Origin of the sequence: Microbacterium sp. APC 3901 (genome assembly GCF_030407765.1) — a bacterium.
Classification (GTDB): domain Bacteria; phylum Actinomycetota; class Actinomycetes; order Actinomycetales; family Microbacteriaceae; genus Microbacterium.
On sequence record NZ_JASDCU010000003.1, the window covers coordinates 95,547 to 115,247 of the forward strand.

General features: G+C 62.3%; 23 protein-coding genes. 8 read left to right on the forward strand and 15 right to left on the reverse strand.

Going from position 1 to position 19,701, the window contains the following annotated elements:
• The first annotated feature begins 20 nt into the window (after positions 1-20).
• A complete protein-coding gene (locus QMA07_RS03545; protein WP_290160084.1) occupies positions 21-800 on the forward strand; it encodes a lysophospholipid acyltransferase family protein in 780 nt (259 codons plus the stop codon).
• Positions 801-814: 14 nt separating this feature from the next.
• Here the strand turns inward: QMA07_RS03545 and QMA07_RS03550 are convergent, their stop codons facing one another.
• Positions 815-1,309 (reverse strand): OsmC family protein, encoded by a 495-nt coding sequence (locus QMA07_RS03550; RefSeq protein WP_290160085.1) that lies wholly within the window; start codon positions 1,307-1,309, stop codon positions 815-817.
• Positions 1,310-1,390: 81 nt separating this feature from the next.
• On the opposite strand from QMA07_RS03550, the gene QMA07_RS03555 reads away from it, so the two are divergent.
• Positions 1,391-2,386, forward strand: a complete 996-nt coding sequence (locus QMA07_RS03555) for an asparaginase (RefSeq protein WP_290160086.1) — start codon at positions 1,391-1,393, stop codon at positions 2,384-2,386.
• Positions 2,387-2,407: 21 nt separating this feature from the next.
• On the opposite strand, the gene QMA07_RS03560 is transcribed toward QMA07_RS03555, so the two are convergent.
• Positions 2,408-3,802, reverse strand: a complete 1,395-nt coding sequence (locus tag QMA07_RS03560; RefSeq protein WP_290160087.1) for a hypothetical protein — start codon at positions 3,800-3,802, stop codon at positions 2,408-2,410.
• A 66-nt stretch (positions 3,803-3,868) separates the two neighbouring features.
• Between QMA07_RS03560 and QMA07_RS03565 the strand changes: the two genes are divergently transcribed.
• Together QMA07_RS03565 and QMA07_RS03570 are read left to right on the forward strand one after the other, a co-directional pair.
• The gene (locus QMA07_RS03565; RefSeq protein ID WP_290160088.1) at positions 3,869-5,377 is read left to right on the forward strand and encodes a recombinase family protein; all 1,509 of its coding nucleotides are present in this window, start codon (positions 3,869-3,871) and stop codon (positions 5,375-5,377) included.
• Between the two features lie 195 nt (positions 5,378-5,572).
• Positions 5,573-6,214, forward strand: a complete 642-nt coding sequence (locus tag QMA07_RS03570) for a hypothetical protein (RefSeq protein WP_290160089.1) — start codon at positions 5,573-5,575, stop codon at positions 6,212-6,214.
• A gap of 540 nt (positions 6,215-6,754) precedes the next feature.
• Here QMA07_RS03570 and QMA07_RS03575 read toward each other — a convergent pair.
• Complete coding sequence (locus QMA07_RS03575) at positions 6,755-7,030, reverse strand: hypothetical protein (RefSeq protein WP_290160090.1); 276 nt, start codon at positions 7,028-7,030, stop codon at positions 6,755-6,757.
• Between the two features lie 66 nt (positions 7,031-7,096).
• On the opposite strand from QMA07_RS03575, the gene QMA07_RS03580 reads away from it, so the two are divergent.
• Entirely contained in the window at positions 7,097-7,912 is an 816-nt protein-coding gene (locus QMA07_RS03580) for a TIR domain-containing protein (RefSeq protein WP_290160091.1), read from the forward strand.
• A 3-nt stretch (positions 7,913-7,915) separates the two neighbouring features.
• On the opposite strand, the gene QMA07_RS03585 is transcribed toward QMA07_RS03580, so the two are convergent.
• From QMA07_RS03585 to QMA07_RS03610, 6 genes are all read right to left on the reverse strand, one after another.
• Positions 7,916-8,491 (reverse strand): recombinase family protein, encoded by a 576-nt coding sequence (locus tag QMA07_RS03585; RefSeq protein WP_290160092.1) that lies wholly within the window; start codon positions 8,489-8,491, stop codon positions 7,916-7,918.
• A gap of 277 nt (positions 8,492-8,768) precedes the next feature.
• Complete coding sequence (locus tag QMA07_RS03590) at positions 8,769-8,999, reverse strand: hypothetical protein (RefSeq protein ID WP_290160093.1); 231 nt, start codon at positions 8,997-8,999, stop codon at positions 8,769-8,771.
• A complete protein-coding gene (locus QMA07_RS03595; protein WP_290160094.1) occupies positions 8,992-9,267 on the reverse strand; it encodes a hypothetical protein in 276 nt (91 codons plus the stop codon). Before QMA07_RS03595 ends, QMA07_RS03590 begins: the two co-directional genes overlap by 8 nt.
• A complete protein-coding gene (locus tag QMA07_RS03600) occupies positions 9,264-9,695 on the reverse strand; it encodes a hypothetical protein (protein WP_290160095.1) in 432 nt (143 codons plus the stop codon). The genes QMA07_RS03595 and QMA07_RS03600 overlap by 4 nt, the downstream gene beginning before the upstream one ends.
• Complete coding sequence (locus tag QMA07_RS03605) at positions 9,692-10,210, reverse strand: hypothetical protein (RefSeq protein WP_290160096.1); 519 nt, start codon at positions 10,208-10,210, stop codon at positions 9,692-9,694. The genes QMA07_RS03600 and QMA07_RS03605 overlap by 4 nt, the downstream gene beginning before the upstream one ends.
• 197 nt (positions 10,211-10,407) lie before the next feature.
• The gene (locus tag QMA07_RS03610; RefSeq protein WP_290160097.1) at positions 10,408-10,776 is read right to left on the reverse strand and encodes a hypothetical protein; all 369 of its coding nucleotides are present in this window, start codon (positions 10,774-10,776) and stop codon (positions 10,408-10,410) included.
• Positions 10,777-11,937: 1,161 nt separating this feature from the next.
• Between QMA07_RS03610 and QMA07_RS03615 the strand changes: the two genes are divergently transcribed.
• Positions 11,938-12,165, forward strand: a complete 228-nt coding sequence (locus QMA07_RS03615; RefSeq protein WP_290160098.1) for a hypothetical protein — start codon at positions 11,938-11,940, stop codon at positions 12,163-12,165.
• Between the two features lie 49 nt (positions 12,166-12,214).
• Here the strand turns inward: QMA07_RS03615 and QMA07_RS03620 are convergent, their stop codons facing one another.
• Positions 12,215-13,393, reverse strand: a complete 1,179-nt coding sequence (locus QMA07_RS03620) for a hypothetical protein (protein ID WP_290160099.1) — start codon at positions 13,391-13,393, stop codon at positions 12,215-12,217.
• A gap of 166 nt (positions 13,394-13,559) precedes the next feature.
• On the opposite strand from QMA07_RS03620, the gene QMA07_RS03625 reads away from it, so the two are divergent.
• Positions 13,560-14,600 (forward strand): DUF4917 family protein, encoded by a 1,041-nt coding sequence (locus QMA07_RS03625; protein ID WP_290160100.1) that lies wholly within the window; start codon positions 13,560-13,562, stop codon positions 14,598-14,600.
• A gap of 49 nt (positions 14,601-14,649) precedes the next feature.
• Here QMA07_RS03625 and QMA07_RS03630 read toward each other — a convergent pair whose 3' ends face one another.
• A complete protein-coding gene (locus tag QMA07_RS03630) occupies positions 14,650-14,991 on the reverse strand; it encodes a hypothetical protein (protein WP_290160101.1) in 342 nt (113 codons plus the stop codon).
• A gap of 202 nt (positions 14,992-15,193) precedes the next feature.
• Here QMA07_RS03630 and QMA07_RS03635 point away from each other — a divergent pair, with 202 nt between their 5' ends.
• Positions 15,194-15,850 (forward strand): SLATT domain-containing protein, encoded by a 657-nt coding sequence (locus tag QMA07_RS03635; protein ID WP_290160102.1) that lies wholly within the window; start codon positions 15,194-15,196, stop codon positions 15,848-15,850.
• 121 nt (positions 15,851-15,971) lie between these two features.
• Here the strand turns inward: QMA07_RS03635 and QMA07_RS03640 are convergent, their stop codons facing one another.
• The 4 genes from QMA07_RS03640 to QMA07_RS03655 all read right to left on the reverse strand — a co-directional run bounded on the left by QMA07_RS03640 (position 15,972) and on the right by QMA07_RS03655 (position 19,671).
• Positions 15,972-16,196 carry a hypothetical protein gene (locus QMA07_RS03640; protein ID WP_290160103.1) on the reverse strand — a complete coding sequence of 75 codons (225 nt, stop codon included), beginning with the start codon at positions 16,194-16,196 and terminating at the stop codon, positions 15,972-15,974.
• A gap of 167 nt (positions 16,197-16,363) precedes the next feature.
• Positions 16,364-17,755: an FtsK/SpoIIIE domain-containing protein gene (locus tag QMA07_RS03645; RefSeq protein ID WP_290160104.1), complete on the reverse strand. Its 1,392-nt coding sequence runs from the start codon at positions 17,753-17,755 to the stop codon at positions 16,364-16,366.
• A gap of 69 nt (positions 17,756-17,824) precedes the next feature.
• Positions 17,825-18,631 (reverse strand): protein phosphatase 2C domain-containing protein, encoded by an 807-nt coding sequence (locus tag QMA07_RS03650; RefSeq protein ID WP_290160105.1) that lies wholly within the window; start codon positions 18,629-18,631, stop codon positions 17,825-17,827.
• 254 nt (positions 18,632-18,885) lie between these two features.
• Positions 18,886-19,671, reverse strand: coding sequence for a large exoprotein (locus QMA07_RS03655; protein WP_290160106.1), 786 nt, complete (start codon positions 19,669-19,671; stop codon positions 18,886-18,888).
• Positions 19,672-19,701: the final 30 nt, after the last annotated feature.

Genomic DNA, 19,701 nt, shown 5'->3' on the forward strand with positions numbered 1-19,701 from the left:
TGCCGGGGTAATCTTCTCTGATGACGTCAGACCAGTCCGTGGAGCCCGAAACGTCGCCCGCAGAGACTGAGAAGCCTCGTCACGCAGGCATGGCCTATGCGCTCGGACGCAGCCTCATCACGCCGCTTGCGCGCACGATCTACCGTCCCCGCATCGAGGGCAGGGAGAACGTCCCGAAGGACGGCGCGGTCATCTTCGCGAGCAATCACCTGTCGTTCATCGACTCGATCGCGATTCCGGTGGCTGCTCCGCGACCCGTGCATTTTCTGGCGAAGTCCACCTATTTCGAGGGGACGGGGTTCACAGGCTGGCTCAGTAAGACGTTCTTCGAATCCATCGGCGCCATCTCCGTGCGCCGTGGTGCGGGCAAGGCCGCCCTCGACGCCCTCGACGTGCAACGGCAGCTGCTCGACGAGGGCCTCGCCGTCGCGCTCTACCCCGAGGGCACGCGTTCGACCGACGGACGTCTGTACAAGGGACGGACGGGCGTGGCGTTCCTGGCCCTGCAGACCGGAGCACCGGTGGTCCCGGTCGGATTGATCGGCACGGACAAGGTGATGCCCGTCGGCGCCAAGATGCCGACTCTGAAAGAGCGCATCACGGTGCGCTTCGGTGAGCCGCTCGACCTCTCACCGCATGGCCCCGCCACAAGCGGTCGCGCCCGCAGACTCGCGACGGACGAGATCATGGCCGCGATCCATGCTCTTTCCGGCCAGGAGCTGGCCGATGCCTACAACGAGGCTCCTGCGCAGGGCACGATCGAGAAGATCAAGCAGGCGCTTCCCCACGAGCGCCGCTGACGCGGAACTGCCACTCAGGCCGTCTCTGCGCGCACAGACGCCTCGTGGCGCACCGGGAAGTTCATCGAGTTCGCGATGAAGCACCATGCGTTGGCCTGCGCGTGAGCGCGCTCCGCCGCGTCGATCATCGATGCATCGGCGACGACGACCTCCGGACGCAGCATCACCTCGACGAACGCGCCGCCACCCTTTCCGTCCTCCCGCATCATCCCCGAGGCCGAGTCCCGATAGGAGACGACGACGACACCCGCGGTGACGCACGCGTGCAGGTAGGAGAGCAGATGGCACTCGGAGAGCGAGGCGAGAAGCAGATCCTCGGGGTTCCACCTCGACGGATCGCCGCGGAACGGCTTGTCGGCGGAGGCGAGGATGTCGGGCTTGCCTGCGACCTCGAGCGTGACATCGCGACGATACTCGCGATAGCCGCTGGTGCCGGTGCCGGTGTTGCCGGTCCAGGTGGAGCTGAGTGAATAGCGGTGCTCGCCGAGCGGCGCTGGCCTGTCTCCCATGAGAACAGTCTGCCACCGCGACACCCTGAGCGAACTCCGCGCCTGGCACTGCATGCGCCCAACCGACGATATCCTGGGGAGGTGCTGGAGACTCTCACCGTTCAAGATGCCGTGGAACTTGCCGTCGTCGAACGAAGCGGATTCGTCGAGTCCCGCCATGCGGGAGCGGCGGTGGTCCTCTCACCTGACGGCGATGTCGTCGCACGCTACGGGAACGTGGATGCTCTGATCCTGCCTCGCTCGAGCCTCAAGCCGTTGCAGGCGGTGGCATGCATCACAGCCGGAGCCGCGCTCGAGGACGAGCAGCTCGCCCTGTCGACGGCGAGCCACAGCGGCACCGACCGCCATGCGGCAGTGGTCCGCGACGTGCTCACCGAGGGTGGACTCACCGAGGATCACCTGGGCTGCCCGCCGGCGTGGCCTGGTGATACATCCGCCCGCGACGAGCTCGTGCGCGAGCACGGTGCGCAGACCCGCATCCGCATGAACTGCTCCGGCAAGCACGCGGCGATGCTCCGCGCCTGCGTCGCGACCGGCTGGCCCACCGACAGCTACCTCGACCCCGCCCACCCGCTTCAGATGCACATCCGCGATGTCATCGAGCGTCTGACCGGAGAGAAGGTGGCCCACACGGCGATCGACGGATGCGGCGCCCCGGTCTACGCGATCACCCTGACGGGCCTCGCCCGGTCGATCCACCGGATCGGCACCGCCTCTGATCGCTCCCCGTTCGCGCTGCACCGGGTCGCCGGCTCTCTGGTGCGGGCGGTGCGCGAGCACCCGTGGACCATCGACGGGCCGGGTCGCCCTGACACCATCGCGATCGAGAAGCTCGGAGTGTTCGCAAAGGGAGGCGCCGAGGGAATCATGGTCATGGTCGCGCCGAACGGAACGACTGTGGCGCTGAAGATGCTCGACGGCGGCGCACGCGCATCGACCATCGTGGCCGCGACGCTGCTCGCACGCGCGGGCGGTCTCACCGACGCCGAGGTCGCGACTCTCGCTGACGCTCTGCCTCTCGAGGTTCTCGGTGGCGGCGCCGAGGTCGGAGCCGTCCGCCCGGGCAGCGCCATCTGACCGATCGACGCGCCGGGCTGCTCATCTTCTCGGCGCGAGGGCCGCGATGATGACACGACGCGGCCCTGCATCGCCGATCAGCGACCAGGCACGTCCGGCATGCGGTCGCGCGTAGGGCGGGAGTTCACGCACACCCGCGAGTTGCCGCAGCTCGGTGCTGTTCTCTGCCCGGATGAGAGCCTCTCCCTCTCTTCGCACCCGCTGCCAGAGCGGCCAGTTGCGTTGCCAGGCGTCCGCTTCGCCGATCAGCAGCGTCGGACGCGTCGATGCCTGCAGGTCGCGCAGTTCTCCCGAGAGCGCGACGACATCGCAGCCTGGATGGGCGTCCGCCAGCGATTCGGCGACCGTCGGCACCCCTGTGGTGACGAGCGCCGTAAGAGCGGAACGCGGCGACCAAGTGTGGTCGTCCCGATACCGAGAAGCACCGCGCTCAGTCCCCGACGATCGCAGTCGCTCCTCCGGGACCCAGACCAGCTGGACCTCGCGATCCCCCATCCGCATCCGCCCCGGCGGCCGATCTCGATCGAAGCCCGCGGAGTCCCCTCCTGCGGCGAGATGATCGACGCGGCTCGGCATCCTCAGCAGCCCGCGGCGAGGCAGCGCCTCGAGAAGCCGACCCAGGGGGCCCGCCGCTCGTGACGCTGTGAGCGCGAAGGTGGTTCCAGACCCGTGCCGCAGGATCTGCTCCCAGAGCTGTGCGACATGCTGACCGTACTCGGTCGGCAGCTCGCTGATCCTGACGTCGATGTCATCGCAGAGGACGAGACCCGCGCCGTGCGCCCCGTCTGCGGCCAGAGCTACCACGGCGTCCCACGCGCGCTCCGGATCGGACGGTATCCAGATCGCGTCGGCCTGCTGCGTAGCCAGCGCGCGCAGAGCCGAAGTGCGTCCAGACCCCGATCCTCCGAGGAACACGATTCCTCGGTCTGAGCCGATCGAGAGGAACTCGAGCGGCTGTCGCTGACGCTCCGGATCGTCGGCTCGCCCCAGGATGACGCCGCCCGTCTGCATCTCAGGCTCGACCGCGGCCAGTGGAAGCGTGCGTGGAAGCACGGGCAGCCAGGGGCTGCGCGGAATGTCGGCGTCGGCCCACCTCAGCGTGATGGCTCTCAGGTCGGCCGCACCCGTCAAGGCGACTCTCATCGCCATCGGTGCCGCATCCTGGGGACGACGGACGAGCGCCAGGCCCCTGGACTCCACTCCGCCCGGAAGGTCAGCCGCGTCGTCGGTTCCTATGACAGCGCGGCTGTCTGCAGCGTCCGCGACACGCAGACTCACTCGGAGCGGGCAGTTGGCCGCCAGGGCGTCACGAATCACCCCGGAGGCGCGCTGAGTTCCGAGGATCAGATGCATGCCGAGCGCTCTCCCACGCGCGGCGATGTCGGTGAAGACAGCTCCGAGATCCGCATGCTCCAACTTAGGAGATGACACTTTAGAAAGTTGCGCTCCTCGCCCGTATAGATAGAAGGAAGGGCAGGGACCATGACCGAGAAGAAGAAGGCCGCGATCTACGCACGCATCAGTGCGAAGGACGAGAAGGTGCCGAAGACCGCACAGCAGATCGAACAGTGCAGGAAGCTCGCCGCCGAAAACGGGTACGAAGTCGTCAGTATCTACGAGGATGACGGGATCTCTGCCTTCAATGGCACTGACCGCGCCGCGTACGAGTCCATGCTTGAGGACATCCGTGCTGGCAACTTCGATGTGATCTTGGCCGTGGAGGAGTCCCGGTTCACCCGTCAGGGCTTCGGAGAGAAGGACCGTCTCATGCTCGCGTGTGTGGCCGGTGGAGCGTGCTGGCACACGACAAGAGAAGGATTCTTGGACCCCGCCACAGACTCGGGAGAGTTCATGGCAAGCCTTCGTGGCCTCTTGGACAACCTGGAGGTTAAGAAGAAGACCCGAAGGCAGAAAGACCGGTACGCCGAAGAGCGTGCTCAGGGGAAGCCACTGTGGGGAGGCAGACCGTTCGGGTATCAGGCGGACCGGCTGACCATCAATGAGGTTGAGGCCGACGCTATCCGTGAGTGCATCCGCAGAGTGCTGGAGAAGGACGCAACTCTTTACTCATGTGTCCGCTACCTGAATGATGACCTGAAGCTGAAGACGCCACGCGGGAACAACTGGAGCACGAACACGGTGAAGGAACTCCTCACCCGTCCACGCAACGCGGGCATCTACATCGTCAACGGCGAAGCAATGGATGTCCCCGGCACCTGGAAACCACTCATCGACCGCACCACGCATGAGGCTGTGGTTGCCACGCTGAAGGCTCGGAGCAAGAGCACGCCGGGACGGAAGCCCCGGCACGTCGGCAACATGATTATCAGGTGCGGCGTCTGTGGCGAGCGGATGAGGTCAGCAAGCGACGGACACGGCATCGCGATCTACCGGTGCAAGTCCAAGGCTGTGGAGTCTCACCCGGATTACAAGGACGGCAAGCGTCACTGTTCCATCCGGGTTCATTTCGTGGAGGAAGTCGTGAAGAAGGAGATTGTGAAGGCCTTCTTCATCGGGCACAACGTGCTTTCCGCGTCCACCAGCGAGGGCAAGGAACTCTCTAGCCTGTACGCCAAGATCGAAAAACTGAACAATCAGAAGCAAGACCTCTTGGCTTCGATTCGGGGAGAGGATGCCGTTCTCACAATGGCCGACATCACGCCTGACCTTCGAGCCATCAAGGTAGCTCTGGAGGCCGCAGAAGGCCAAGTAGAGGCCCTAACAGCCGAGAAAGCACATGCACGCATGCTGGAGGAGATTAGGCGCTCCATGGGCTATCTCGACTCCGCTACTCATCGTGTGGACTGGGACAAGGCAGAAGAGATGCACAACGCTCTGAGCGAGCGATACGACGCCCTGACTCTCGACACGAAGAGAACCTTGCTCGATGATCTTCTCGAAGTCACCATCGGGCCTGGACGGGGAGCCAAGAAGGTGCTGGTGCATCACAAGGTGGTCACCACGCTCAACTCAGACGGTGACCTTGGTTGAGAGTTCCGGTGTCAGGCTGCTGTTGAGTCAGGGCCGCCATTATGTCGCGCAGGATCACCCCTGCGCGTTCCCACTGCACAATCGTCACGGACAAGTGCACGACCGCACTAGTTGCGGCTCCCTCGGGTACACGGCTCTGGCCGCCCCAGGCAGCATCATCCTCCCGTAGAAAGCCGCGGCCTCTATGCTCGTGCTATGGCTCTTAGTTCCGCGCGACTGCTCCTGAACTTCTTCAACGCAACCATTCAAGAAAAGTACACATACGCGTTTGAGGATCTCATCGCGGCGATCGCTGACATTCGTCGGCACATGCCGTTGTGGAAGGCGCAGGGGCACGACGTTCTGGCGTTCGAAGAAGCGATCCCCGCCTGGACCAGCTCGATAATCACTTACATGGTCGAAGGGCAAATCCGCAAGCCTGGGGGTATGCCTACGTCGGGCGATCTGGGCGTCCTTCGATGGGCGGCGAGCCTTCTAGACGCCGACACGCCCTCGCTGAGCGAATCTCAGCGAGGGGATATTCGCGAGATGGTCAACGCGGCGCGCGGAGTTTTGAGGGATGACGGCACCCTCCCGGAGTCCCTGAGGCTCCATATCATGACCCTCTTGCTTCACGTCGAATCAGTTCTCGATAATTTCGAAGTGATGGGAGACTTCGCTCTCGAAGATGCAGTGGAACGTTTGCTGGGGGCGATGCGCTTCGCCGAGAACGTTTCGACTTCGGAGCCGAACGCTTGGCAGAAGTTCTACAGGGATTGGGTCCAGCCAGTAGCCACAGCGATCCTAGGCGGCTCCCCGAACACGGCCCTCGCGCTGACAACTCTTCTCGGCGGCTAGACAGCTTCAACGGCATTCCCCCATACCCAACACCGATACGTCTCCTCTTCTCCTCGGAACTCGATACCGGCGGCGAGGGGCGTCGATCTCATGAGCTTGGCGTCAACGCGTACTGCCTCTGCCCCGAACCTCACCCACGCACGTACGCGGCGCTGGAGGGCGTGCGGATAGATGGTTACCGGCTGTTCCCGTAGGGCGAGTTCGCGCTCCGTCAGTGATTGAAGCGGGCCTCGCTTCGCGGCGGCTGTGACGGAAGCGCGAGCGGATCGAACGTCGTTCGCCGCTTTCAGTCTGTCGCTTGCACCCACGGCCCGAACCTCACCCTTTGTGGATACAAGGATACCAAGATTCGAACATATGTTCTATTGCCTTGACGAGCCTAGCTCAGGCGAGCGGCTCCGCACTGCGGGCAGTGCCAGTGCTCGCCGCGTGCAGTAGGTGTCGGTTCCATCGTCGACAGGCAGTGTCGACAGTTGGGCGTGGCTCCATCGACGTCGTCACCGTCTGTGAACTGGATCGACTCATCGACGGGAGGCAAGATCATAGATACTTGGCAGCGGCTGCCGAGAACGTTTCTTGCGCCTTGAATTGGGGGATGTTGGCGGCGCGGAACATATAGTCCTCCCGGACGACGTTGCCATAGTAGTAATGGCCGCCATCTCGGTCGTGGGCTACAGACCACGTGTCAGAGTCGAGTCGCAGACACTTGACGATTTGCCCCTCGCTCCAAGCGATGGAGAACTCTCGGCCCACAGGGAGGTCAAGCGCTTCGTGTTCACGGATTGCCCTGCCGTGCACGTCGGTGTATCGAGCCATGTCGTTACCCTACGCGCGCACGGTCGGGGCATGCGACCTGCCGCCCTTGCTCGGTAGCATCCAGATGTGGATAAGTACTCGTTAAGCACCCCAGGACGCATCACCGTCGAGTTCGTGCGTGAAGTTCTGGCACTCGCCCGCGAAGCGTTCGCCCTGCCAATCACCGTTGGCTACTCAGCGGCGGGCGCTGGCTTCGAGACCGAAGTGATGTTCGGCGACGAAGAGCAGCTTCTCCGAATCGCAGCGCGCGACTTGGTTTCGTTCCGAATCCAGATCTCAGACGACCGTGCGCTGAACGGTTACATAACCGTGAGTCTGCGCGCCGGTGTTGTGACTGTCGCGAGTCAGGCATTCGAACCGGTGGAGGGCGAAGAAGTCGTCCACGATCTCCTGGAGCGGGTTCCGGCTCCCCACGAGCCCCCCAACGGCGGGCTCTCAGCAGCGATACTTCCCGAACCGTTGCCAACCATGAAGGTCTTCATTGGGCACGGCGGTGATGACAAATGGCAGACGGTACGAGACATCGTGGCGGCGGCTGGCTATCGCACTGAGAGCTTCGAGCGCGACACGCGAAACGGTACTCACATTCTCGGGACAGTGCTGGACATGGTGCGAAGCTCTGACGTCGCGATCATCGTCATGACCGGAGCGGATTCTGTCGACGGGCACCCGCGAGCGCGAGAGAACGTGGTTCATGAGCTTGGAGTGGCCCACGCGGCGCTCGGTCCCCGCAACACAGTCATCATGCTGGAGGAGGGCATTTCGGAACCTTCGAATATATCCGGGACCGATCAACTCAGGTTCGCCAACGGTGACATCTACTCCAGCAAGGACAGGCTGTTGTTCGTGCTCCAGACGCTCGACCATGAACGCGCACAGTAGGAGCTACTTGCTCTTCGTGATCCGGTACACGGTGGCAATGCTCACTCCGAGAGCCTTCGCGATGTCCGGGACACTCTCCCCTGCACTGCGAAGCATCTGCGCCTGACGGGCCTGTGCACTGTCCACGCTCCTCGGTCGTCCACCAACACGGCCTTGAGCCTTTGCGGCTTGCAGGCCGGCGACAGTACGCTCCTGGATGAAGCTACGTTCCATCTCTGCGAAGATCGCCAGCATCTGGAGCATGGCCCGTCCAGTAGGGGTGCTGGAGTTGAGGCCGTCGCTCACGGACTCGATGAAGATCCCCTTCTCGGTCAGGTCTGCGATCAGAGAGGCTACGTGAGCCGTAGACCGTCCAAGCCTGTCGAGCTTGTACACCGTGATCGTGTCTCCCGGCTGTGCATCTGCGAGGAGAGCATCAAGACCTTCACGCTTCACTTTCGAACCGGATACCCCGTGATCGGTGTACCTGTTGCGCTTCAGCACCCCCGCCTTGTCGAGCGCGTCATGCTGGAGGGCTTCGTCCTGCTTGCCCGTCGATACGCGGAGGTAGCCAAGCTTCGTGCCCGTCGTCATATCCATGCTCCCAGTGTCGCAGATACCCGTATGTTTATGCAACTCAAAAAGCTACGGGTTCTGACGTGCCTTCCGGGTAACCGGCTCTCCCGGAATCTCGGGCCGGGGGGCGAACCATCACGATTCTTAAGTGAGCATCGTTTTTGCGAGAGCAGAGAACGGCCCCGGCAAGTGAAAGAAGTAAAGCCCTGCCGGGGCCGTGGAGGGTGCCACCCTCTCCCTGCGAGGAGGATGACGGGATCTGCTGGGCGCGGAACTCGACTAACGCGCCCAGCAGAAGTTTCTAGTTCTTGCCCTTGCCCAAGATGTCGCCTAGCAACCCTGCCAGACGGTCAACCTCGGGGTTGGCTGACGGAGCGGAGGTCAGGCGGCGTACCTCGGGGTTGCTCGGATCGAGTGCCTTCTGAATGTCGGCTTCCGTCCACGTAGTGAAGTTCTTCTGCTCTTCGATGGCGGCTCGCTCGGCATCCCCATTGGATGCGATCACGGCCCTCAGCATTGCGTCGTCAGTCATTTTCTAGTTCTCTCTGTTCGGTGGCCAGGTAGGCGGCTCGATGCTTCGTGATGGACTCGCGGAAGGAATCAAGAATCCATCCGGCATCGATGTCGTGGGATGCGGCATAGGCCTGCAGATGTTCTACGGCGTCTCGATGGCCCTGCTTGTAGCCGTGGTCCTCGATGGCCTTCGCGTGACTCTCGACCGACTCGTGTGTGGCTACCTTCGCGAGAGCCTTGAGTACGAGGTCATCTAGAGATCCGCGCTCGATCTTCGTACCGGTCATCGGATCACCGGGATGTGCTGTGGACCCTGCGCAATCGGGTTCAGCGCGTCGCCGTACTCCACCTGCACTTTCTTGAGGGCGAGGGCGCGGTCCATAGGATCACTGATTCGCTCGGCGTATGCTTTCGCGGCCTGTCCCTGGCGGTAGCGGTAGCCTTCGTCATCCCCACCCACGGCCATACCCTCAGGACGTGGCCCCTTGGCCCACTTCACGCAACCGTAGCGAGCTACCTGCTCGGCGTCCGTGAGATTAAGCCATGAAGCGCCTGTGCGGTCGAGAGTCGCTTCGTACAGCTCTTCGGTGACCTCGAACTCTTCTCCTTGTCGGAGCACTCGACCGGGGGCCGCGTCACCGGCGAGAGTCACAGCGGGAAGGGTCAAGCCGCTGGCACGGCAATGCGCGATGAAGGGGAATCGTGAATCGGTCATTTGGTGTCTCCAGATGTGAGGGTGCGTAGGGCCATGCGGACTTCCTTGAGGGACGAATAGTCGCGCATGGTGAGGATGAGAGAGCGCGCCGCTTCAGGGTTGCTCAGAGCGAATTCGCGAAGGGCGCGGATCAAGTCGCCGGTCTGCTCCATGAACTCAGCCAACGTCACATCTTCGATGCCGAGACGGTCCGTGAGCGTGGTCAGGATGTCGGCCTCGGTCTTGATGGCCCTGGCTCGGGCGGCGGCATTGCCACTCGTGCGCGTGAGTCGGCGCAGGGCCTGGGCATCGTCAGCGGCTTCTAGCATTCTCGGGATGAGTTCTACGACGTTCGGCTCATCGTTCAGCACTCGGGCCAGCGGTGCCCGTGACAAAACAAATCGAGATAGCGAACTCCGGCTTACCCCGAACTTCGCGCTAATCGAGCGGTACGGCTCTCCCGCATTTAGGGCCGCTTCGATCTCCGCTCGGGCGGGATGGACGGCAATAGTGCTCGCTTTTCCTTGGTTCGCCATGTGCATACTTCCTAGTGTTTAGTAGCGAATGGGCAGAGTATGTAAGCTTTCGTGCCCATGCACGGGCGGAGTATCCAGGGCTGAACCAACCACTATGAATCTCGTGCAATCCCCGCTCAGGTTCCCATTCGCTATACCTTTACTATCGCGCGAAGTCCGGGACACTGCGATCTGTCCCCGCTTGAGTGAGACTGATCTCAGGCCGCCTTCGACATTTCCTTGAGGTCTGCGATCCACTGCCAGGCTTGTTTCTTGGTTGCCGAATCCCAGTCGAAGGTTTGCCGTCCGTTCTTCTCCACGTCGAGATTGCGACCGTACGCCACTTGTTTTGGCGTAGCCATTTCGCCAGGCTGAGATTTATTCCCATTTTTAGCGACCAATTCTTTCAATTTTGGGACGATCCCTTGGGCCCAGACTTGATCTCTGTTCTGCATGATCCACTGCACGAACCCATCCCGGTGCGTCGGCACCGGTACGCCACGGGCGTCTTGCTTGCGGAAGGGTTCACCTGCCTGATCCCAGAGGTCTGCGATGAAATCTGCTTGCTTCTTGCTGATTCCTGACATGTCCTTAGTCCTACCCAGTAGCTCGGGTTCGCCGGGGCGACGGTCGAGCGATCTCCACGATTTTTGTTCTTGGTTCCACCGAGCGAAGCGATGATATTAGCTTTCGAGATATGAGATATGAGGTCGAGTGATGGCCCGCTACCGGACACACTCCGCCTTAAGACTCATATCTTGAAACCTCATATCTCATATTGTCTTCGCTTCGCTTCGAGCCTCATAACTAATAACGCCCAATTCGTAGTACCTATTCCCAATTCGTCCAAGATTCTTGGAATTCTTTTAAGGTCGCGTGTTACATACGCAACATATACATGAAGAGGGACGAGAAAGGCCCCTCTCGTGTAGAGAGGGGCCTTTGCGGCGGAGTCGAGTGCGTGGATGAAGTAGGACTCAGTGTATTTATACGCCCGAGTCGGCTATTTACCAAGATGTCTCTTTCTACTGTGATGAATCTCCAGAACGCATTGCGACTCGCTCCGCACGCCTTGCGACTCGCTTTTCGCGCTCCCGTCCGTTGGCGGAAGCCTTCGAGGCGCGGCACATTTCACAGCGACAGCCTTTCTGGTACAGCGTCAGCGAGCCATGCTGAGCCTCGGGCCTGGGCTTCGGTTCGGGTTTCGGAGTCGCCGGTGCCTTCGGCCTTTGGTCGTCGTACCTACGGTTGACGCTCATGAGCGGTCGCCGCTCTCGCACCTGCTCGGCTGTAGCGGTCTTCGTCGCCGGTCCCCACGTCACCGTTACCGGTCGGTGTTCGGGCGTGGTGCCCTCGGTACGATCCACGCGCTTAGAGGGGCACTGAGGGGTCTCTGAGGGCCTTTCGGCTATCGCTTGGGCATGTGCCGCCCGTGCCGCATGATCGGCCTTAAGGGCGGCTTCCAGGTTCTCGCGTACCCTGCGATCTTCCTCGCGTGCGAGGAAGACTAGGCGGGCGCGCTCGGCATCCGTTCGAGTATCGGCGGCGAGCACAGCGAGATGGCGTCGGCGAGCTTCTGGCAGGTCGGTGAGACTGCGGATGGCGCGGAGGGCGTTGGAGAGTTCCATACCCTTTACCATCGAACGATTCACGGATGCCTAAATGGGTGGACTCTGCGACATCGAAGTATGCGTCGCGATTCCCGCACACGTGCGTCTGAAGATTGCGCCGAGACTAGCCTTGGCCCCATGAGTGAATTTACGGACGCGCTGAGAGCGCTCAACGACGACGAAGACAAGTGGCACGCAAGAGACCGTCAGATCCGCGAAGAGCGCGGTGTGCCTGACGACGTCCCGCTGGTGACGCGGGACTCGGACTCAGAGTTGATGCAGCATATGGCGGAACTTCAAGAATTGAACCGCAGGTGGGCGGAGTTCAACGCGACACACGCTGGCGCGGACGACGAAGCAAGCTAGTTCCGAGACGAACTTGGCCTTCGCTCGTGCAGGAGGGGCTTAGCGCGACCTACTGCCAGACGCGCCCCACGATACTGATCGGGTCGGTCTGAATGATGAGCCAGGTTCCGCGCGGATCGCCTTCTAAACGCGAGCGCTTCTCGGCATCGACGTATACCCATCGCAGTTCCGACTCCCGAACCTCACCCCCAACGGTGAGTCCAACCGTCACATGGGCAAGTGCGAAACCGCGAACATCGACGCGCCGCACTTCATACCCCTCTAGGGGTTGTCCCTCGAAACGCGAGCGGACCACTCCGATGAAGGCGTTTCGAGACTTCGGCTTCGTGAACTCGTGCAGGAACGGAGCTAGTCGCCCATAGTTTTTCGCGATCCAGGCGTCCAGCATCGCGACTGTGGCCTCAACCACCGGCTCGGACATCACCGTTTCGAGGCCGTCCACCTGCACATCACTAGCACGCGGCTTCCATGCATCCATCTTCTTGCGGTCGGCGGCTGTGTCTGCCATCTTCGCGAGCGACTCGCGAAGGGTCGGTTTGGGGTCTTCGGGCTTCTTTGCCTGTTCGATGGCCTGCGCCCAGTCGATGAGCGCGAATAGGCGGTTCCACGCCTTGGAAGCGACGATGACGTTGTCGAAGTTCGTGAGGTTCCCGTGCATGATTCCGTTGCGGTACAGCTCGTACACCGGTTCAGCGCTGGTTTTGTTGAAGCTCTTGGTGAACGACTTCTGAGTTGCGGCGAGGCCTTGGTGATGAGCGGTCATGGAGTTCCACGCGACAAGCTCTTCACCGTCCCGTGTGTGCAACCCTCGTCGCTGGTTACCAACGTCGTTCACAAAGCCGTCCATGACCGCGAGCAGCACGAGCACCGCGGCGTAGTAGCGTCCGTCAAGGTAATCACGGAACGCCGCATCGAGCAGTTCGGCCCTCGCGCGCATCTCCGGGACGTTCTTGGCTCGCATCAGAGCGGACCTCATGCGCTCTGGGTCCTGGTACTGAGCGATCACCGCGTTCTCAACCGCGTCGGGATCATTGGTGCTGACCGCCTCGACCAACGGATCAAGCCTCAGCGAACCATGGAAGACCCAGTGCCGCTCGCCCACAAGTTGGTAAAACCGCTCGACCGTACCAACGATGCGTTCAAAGTCCGCTTTCAGCTTCTTGAAGTCTGCCCTCATGGATGGCTTGAGTATCAAGATCAGACTCATCGCCGTCATCTGATCGCGCATCTGCTTGTACTCAGGGATGTCGTATGCGCTCGGGTAACCAGTACTCGGCGGCGGATCGATGTCACCCCTGCCAGGCTTCGTTGGTCGTGGCATGTGGTTCCTCCCAAGGTCGATCTTGCCTCACACCACCGACAGGCGCGGATCCGCTCCGCGATAAGCTCACGAGATGCCGCCTCGTATCCTGTCTTTTGATGAAGCCTTGCTCGACGCGCGGCGGAAGAGCAGCCAACGTTCAATCCTGCTAGGCAATGGATTCAGCATCGGCTACAACCCATCGATTTTCAGTTACGACTCTCTCGCGGACGAAGCCGAGCTTGCCGGGCTGTCGGTCGCGAAGCCCGCTCTGTTCGACGCGCTCAAATCGAGCAACTTCGAAGCAGTCATTGACAAGCTCAATGCCTCCTCAAGCCTGTTGACGCTTTATAACGGAGACCGGGAGCTTGCGGCAACGATGGCGGCTGACGCTATAGTCGTGAGAAATGGTTTAGCTGACGTTCTCGCTAACCGTCACCCGGTGAACGCTCAAGGGCTGAGTGACGAGGAGGTCCTTCATGCTCGTACGTTCTTGTCGAATTTCCGTCAGTTCTACACGCTCAGTTACGACCTTCTTTTGTACTGGGTGGTCACGCGCACCGGAGTAGGTCCGTACGTGCATATGCGAGACGGGTTCGAGTGGCCCGCATGGAATGATCGAAGCGCTCTGATCTGGAAATCCAAGCCAACCCAGGGACGCCAGCGCGTGTTCTTCCTACACGGGGCGCTTCATCTCTTCATCCGAGGCAAGAAGCTGGAGAAGTTGTCTTACCGTGAGCACGGCTCTCTTGTGGGCGAACTGCGATCCCGACTAGATGACGATAACTACCCCTTGGTGGTCACTGAGGGGTCCCGCCCGGAGAAGGAAGCCCGCATCGAGCGCAGCGGCTATCTCAGGTTCGGGCTGCGCCGGTTTGCTGCAACCGAGGGCGCGCTGTTCATCCACGGGGTATCGATGAACCCAAACGACGACCACATCCTCGAATTGATCGAATCGGACTCTAGTCGGGTCAGCGCAATCTATGTTGGCGTGCATGGTGACCCCGCCTCGCCGGACAACCGCCGCTTGATCGAACGCGCGAAGGAGATGAAGAATCACCGTCGTACCGTGGGCGGTGAGGCCCTACGTGTGCGATTCTACGATTCTGACAGCGCAAGAGTTTGGCGAGGCTGATCGATCACGTGCGTGGTTCAAGACGGCGCTACTTCATCTCTAGTCCGGCTTAGCTGACAGAGTCGGGTTCGTCTAAGTCAAGGTATGCGAGCACGTCAGCCAAGCTTGCGTCGGGGCCAACAAGAGTCTCCCGGGCACTTATGTCGTTGAGCGAGAACAGCCCATCATCCTCTTGCAGGTACAGGCCCCGCTTGTCAGCGTATGCGGACGCGATGTCCTTCTCTGTTGGCGTCTCCGCTTCGGCCTCCTCGATGCCCCACGCAATCGCGTCAAGCATCGCGGCGGCGCGGTGCAAACGCAGCGGATCGTCCGTGCGGAGCGCAAGCCGCGCCGTTGCCTCCGCAGCCTTGTGGATAGTTGTCGGCCAAGTGAACTCAGGCTCTGTTGTCATGGCCGCAGACTAGTGCACAGCGCGCTTAGAACATCGCCAACATGTGGACTACATCAACGGGATCGGCGTCGTGCCGTACGCGCATCAGCACGACAGCACAAACGGGAACCACACCCCTCACAACTTCACCGCTCGCGCTGCCGCGTTCCTCACTGGCTGACGAGACCAACCACACGCTCTAGGCATGCCCTAGATTTCACTCATGGGCGAAGAATCTCAATCTCACACGCACGACGCACTGTCGGCCCTCAGCAGGCGCATCCAACGAACTTATAAGTCACGTGTCGAAACAGCGCGGCGTCATCAAAAACGAGGGAACTACTGGAACTTCGCCCTGGTCGTCGCATCGCTCACGGGTACATCGGTGGCAGTCGTATCGCTCACTGAACCATCTGTGTACGGTGAGCGTGGTTCGGCTTTGATGGTGGTACTCGGAATCGTCACTCTCGTGGTTTCCGTCCTCGTTACAAGCGCGCAGTTCCAGGTACAGGCAGAGAAGTTCTTTCACGCATACCGAAGCCTTCAGAAGCTGTGGGTGGCGTCCGATCTTGCAACGCGTTCGCTTGCCGACACGGATGAACGAAACAAACGTGCCGACGAGATCGACCGCGATTACCAGTCTGTCCTCGACGACACCGATAACCACAGCCCTGCCGACTTCTTCAAGGCGTTCCCCGGCGAGATCAAACGGGACAAACCATCTAGCGTCGATCCCGCCGATCGACTGTCGGTCGTGGGGTTCTTCAAGAGGAAGCTGATAGTACTCGGGAGCAATATCTTCACCTTCCTTCCCGTCCTCGGGAGCACGGCCTTGTTGCTGCTCCTGACTCCAGCAGTCAGATGGTTAGTCGGTCTCTAGAATCCGTTACATGTGGCTCGCCACCACAGCCCAACCTCTAGCAATGTTCAACCTATGACTGCCCCGGGGACAAGGGAAGACCCACCGTCCAAGATCGACTGATGGGTCTTCCTGCGTCCGGTTAAAGGGTGATGCGCAAGGCAGTCACCGCGCTGGCGCTCGCGATGGCGTGATGACCAACCGCTTCAAGCGCGTCCTCATCCACGTCACGCTTCAGCAGAGTGCGGTACAGCGCGTTCAGCTTCCACGTGGCCATCAGAGCTTCAGACACCAACTGCTCTGTCCTCAGCTTCTCGAACTCTCCCATCAGGCGGTCGATCTCAGCTACGGGGTCGATTTCGGTCATTTTCCACTTCTCCTCAGCGGAGCGGGCGTTTCCCTCTCCTGTTAACTGATACGCATGAGACATGCCGATCATCAAAGGACCTCCGGAAAAACTTGCGACGGGTCGACGAAGCGCCCCACCCTGCGATGCGGGAAGTCAAAATCCTCGGGCGGCGCTAGAGTGTCCTATCAGGGGTAGGAGTGCTCCTGAAGCAGCGCGGCGAACTCGTCGACCACGATCACCAGCCTCGCCATTCCGATCTCACGCACATCACGTGCGCCGGCTTCCGCGAGGACCGACTCACGGCGGCGCAGCTCCGCCGTCAGGCTGGACACTCCCCTGCGCGCACCCTCTTCATCCAGATCCGTGATCACAGCGGCCACCTGCGGGAGCATCCGAAGCGGCTCGAAGGCTGTGCCCCCTTTGAAATCCGCCAGGACGAACGTCACTCGGTCCGGCCCGTGGCCGCTCGCCATGGCGGTCACCCACGAAACCAGCAGCTCGCTCTTGCCGCTGCCGGTCGTGCCGGTCACGATGGCGTGCGGCCCGTCGTCGACGATGTCGAGGAGGGTGTCAGTTCGCTCGCCCCGGCCCACCACCGCCGCCAATCCGATCCCCGATTCGGGCTGGCGCAGGTCGCTGAGCGCCACCCCTGGCGGCAGGGAGTCCAGCTCGTCGCCCTCACGCGATCTCTCTTCTCCGATCGCGATCGCCTGATCTCGGGACATGCACTCGGCGGCGACCTCGATGATCCCCTGCGGCGTGCGGACGCTCGCGCGGTGCGGCTCGACGACGTCGATGACCGTCGCGATTCCCTCAGGGACGTCCTCGTCGCGGCCGAGCAGCCAGATCACAGCATCAGACGACGGGTGAGAGTCTCCGCTTCGGGTCACCGCCAGACGAAACGCACCGCGCCGCGCGAAACGCGATTGTGGGAACCCCGCGATTCCGAGTTCCTCGAGATGCGGGCCGAGGATCGACATCTGAGCGGCGCCGAACCGCAGACAGAGCTGCACGACGAGCGCTCGAGCGACGGAGGCGACGACGGGGTGCGCACCGCGCAATCCGACACCCCCGCTGAGCGGAACCGTGATCGGCACGCTGTCGAGCCTGGCGCATCGAGTCCGGAACTCGCGTTCGCGCTCTCCTTCCCCTCCCGATGCGCGCACTGCGCTGGCGCCGACTCCGCTGCCGACGACGATCTCCGTGTCGGCGTTCGGTGATTCGAGGCCGCGCAACGGCGGTTGCGCAAGACCGGCCGCAGCATCAGGATGACGGTGCCATCGCATCTGACGCTCGTCGTCGTGGAGCTGCGACAGCTGTGCTTCAGCGAGCGACCACGCCGCCGCGCTCTCGATCTCGGCGACGCGGAACGCCTTTCGCCGGGAACGCGCCCCGTCGATCAGCGACGCGAAGATCATCAGGGGTCCGAGAGCCGCGAAGCACAGCGAGAACAGCGAGCCGGTGACGAGCCAGAGCACCACTCCGGCGACCACCGGCACGAGTGCAGCGATGAACGGGGTGGGTGGCCTGCGAGCCGGCACAGGGGTGGCAGGGATCGCTATCGGCAGAGAGTCCATGCCCCCAGTGGACCCCATGGGAGAGCAACCGAGCGTGCCCTCCACAGGGATCGGACACGATTCGTCGGTCTAGTCCGGTGTGGAGAAGGACTCAGCCGGTGCGGGGGACGACTCGTCCGCGATCTGCACGATGACGAGCGTCACGTTGTCGCGGCCTCCGTTCTCCAACGCCGCCGCGAGCATCGCATCGACGGCAGCGGCGGGATCGGCGTTCTCGCGGAGGAAATGTTGGATGCCGTAATCGGTCAGCTCTTTCGTCAGCCCATCTGAGCAGATCACGAACCGGTCGCCCGGGCGGACATCGAGCGTGACGTAGTCGGGAGCAGTGAGCTCACTCGCCCCCACCGCTCGTGTGATCACGTTGCTGTACGGGTGCCCTTCGGCCTCTTCGGGGCTGATCTTGCCTGCGGCGATGAGCTCCTGGACGACAGAGTGGTCTGTGGTGATCTGCACCAGACGCTCGTCCCTGAGGAGGTACACGCGAGAGTCGCCGATGTTGAGCGACGTCCAGTGCGGCTCATCGCCCTCGAACTCGAGGAAGACTCCGGTGAGTGTGGTGCCGGTGCCTTCGTCCGTGGTCTCGGGATGATCGGCGATGTCGGCGACGGCCAGCTCGAGCGCACCCTCGATGGATCCGCGATCGACAGCGCCCGCGGCGACGACGGCGTCCAGTCGTTTGACCGTGCTCTGGCTCGCGATCTCGCCACCGGCGTGACCCCCCATGCCGTCGGCGACGATGAACAGCGGGTAGTCCGCGAAGAACGCGTCCTGATTCGATTCACGGCGCCGACCGACATCGGTCACACCCGCCCAGGAAAGCAGCAGCGTGCGCTGCGCAACCGTGACGCTGCGCGTCTTCGTCGTCGTCTCAGCCACTCGTCGCCTCCGAATTGCCTGCGGGTCGGGCTACCCCAGGGCACTCACACATCGTAGTGGACGCGGTGAGGGTCGCACTCGCACCCCCGGCCGTCACGCGGAGTCCTGCTGCGCCGATTCGAGGCTGCGACATGACCATGCCTCCACGTTATCGCTTTCCACCGAGGCCCTCCGACACGGTGCGCACCCATCCCGCACAGCACAGAGCCCCCGACCGAAGTCGAGGGCTCTGCGTCGCGCCAGATCAGATCAGATCAAGCCGGAGGCTGCGTGGGGTCAGTAGGCGGAACCTGCGGAGCGGCCGGAGGTGCTGCGGGCGGAGCGGGCGGAGCCGTCGGAGGCGTGGACGGCGCGGCCGGCGGAACGCCGGGTGCGGCCGGGGACGACGGCGCTGCGGGCGGCGCGTAGCCGGGCTGGGCGGGCTGAGCCGGCGGCGCGTAGCCGGGCTGAGCGGGCGGAGCGTACCCCTGCGGGGCGGGAGGCGCGTAGCCCTGCTGAGGGGCGCCGTATCCCTGAGGAGCGCCGTAGCCGGGACCGGCTGCCGGGCGAGGCTGCACGGGGACGCCGTCCCAGACGGTGGAGTCGGCGAGGAAGCCGTTCCCGGCCCACGGGGCGGGAGTGATGTTCGGGTTCCAGCGGGACTTGTCGAAGGCGTTGATGCCGTACCAGACGATCGAGAGCAGAACGAACAGGACGACCCACACAGCGTCCTTCTGCAGCTTCAGCCCCACTCGCCATGCAGCGAGAGCGAGAACCACGGCCAGCGCGATGCCGGTCAGGAAGTTGAGATACGGGATGAACGAGAGCCCGATGCCGATCAGGACGACCCACGGCGAGATGTCTCCGAGCTTCGCGAAGATCATCGAGTTGTAGACAGGCACCCACGCGCGCCACTTGCCCTGGACACCAGCCTTTTCGAAGATCTTCATCAGGAAGATCGACGAGATCACATAGAACGCCAGTGCGAAGAGCAGACTGATCAAGAAGACGACGAAGAGACCGGCGATAGCCGCCCCGTTGTCGTAATAGTCGTTGTACATGATCCCCTCCGGATCTGATGGAGCTGACGC

Coding starts and splice junctions, on each gene's coding strand:
- QMA07_RS03645 (WP_290160104.1), bottom strand. CDS start 17,755: ATGGACTCTCTGCCGATAGCGATCCCTGCCACCCCTGTGCCGGCTCGC.
- QMA07_RS03575 (WP_290160090.1), bottom strand. CDS start 7,030: ATGGCTCGATACACCGACGTGCACGGCAGGGCAATCCGTGAACACGAA.
- QMA07_RS03550 (WP_290160085.1), bottom strand. CDS start 1,309: ATGGGAGACAGGCCAGCGCCGCTCGGCGAGCACCGCTATTCACTCAGC.
- QMA07_RS03615 (WP_290160098.1), top strand. CDS start 11,938: ATGAGTGAATTTACGGACGCGCTGAGAGCGCTCAACGACGACGAAGAC.
- QMA07_RS03635 (WP_290160102.1), top strand. CDS start 15,194: ATGGGCGAAGAATCTCAATCTCACACGCACGACGCACTGTCGGCCCTC.
- QMA07_RS03585 (WP_290160092.1), bottom strand. CDS start 8,491: ATGGATATGACGACGGGCACGAAGCTTGGCTACCTCCGCGTATCGACG.
- QMA07_RS03600 (WP_290160095.1), bottom strand. CDS start 9,695: ATGACCGATTCACGATTCCCCTTCATCGCGCATTGCCGTGCCAGCGGC.
- QMA07_RS03640 (WP_290160103.1), bottom strand. CDS start 16,196: ATGACCGAAATCGACCCCGTAGCTGAGATCGACCGCCTGATGGGAGAG.
- QMA07_RS03565 (WP_290160088.1), top strand. CDS start 3,869: ATGACCGAGAAGAAGAAGGCCGCGATCTACGCACGCATCAGTGCGAAG.
- QMA07_RS03625 (WP_290160100.1), top strand. CDS start 13,560: ATGCCGCCTCGTATCCTGTCTTTTGATGAAGCCTTGCTCGACGCGCGG.
- QMA07_RS03595 (WP_290160094.1), bottom strand. CDS start 9,267: ATGACCGGTACGAAGATCGAGCGCGGATCTCTAGATGACCTCGTACTC.
- QMA07_RS03620 (WP_290160099.1), bottom strand. CDS start 13,393: ATGCGCGATCAGATGACGGCGATGAGTCTGATCTTGATACTCAAGCCA.
- QMA07_RS03630 (WP_290160101.1), bottom strand. CDS start 14,991: ATGACAACAGAGCCTGAGTTCACTTGGCCGACAACTATCCACAAGGCT.
- QMA07_RS03610 (WP_290160097.1), bottom strand. CDS start 10,776: ATGTCAGGAATCAGCAAGAAGCAAGCAGATTTCATCGCAGACCTCTGG.
- QMA07_RS03570 (WP_290160089.1), top strand. CDS start 5,573: ATGGCTCTTAGTTCCGCGCGACTGCTCCTGAACTTCTTCAACGCAACC.
- QMA07_RS03545 (WP_290160084.1), top strand. CDS start 21: ATGACGTCAGACCAGTCCGTGGAGCCCGAAACGTCGCCCGCAGAGACT.
- QMA07_RS03605 (WP_290160096.1), bottom strand. CDS start 10,210: ATGGCGAACCAAGGAAAAGCGAGCACTATTGCCGTCCATCCCGCCCGA.
- QMA07_RS03655 (WP_290160106.1), bottom strand. CDS start 19,671: ATGTACAACGACTATTACGACAACGGGGCGGCTATCGCCGGTCTCTTC.
- QMA07_RS03590 (WP_290160093.1), bottom strand. CDS start 8,999: ATGACTGACGACGCAATGCTGAGGGCCGTGATCGCATCCAATGGGGAT.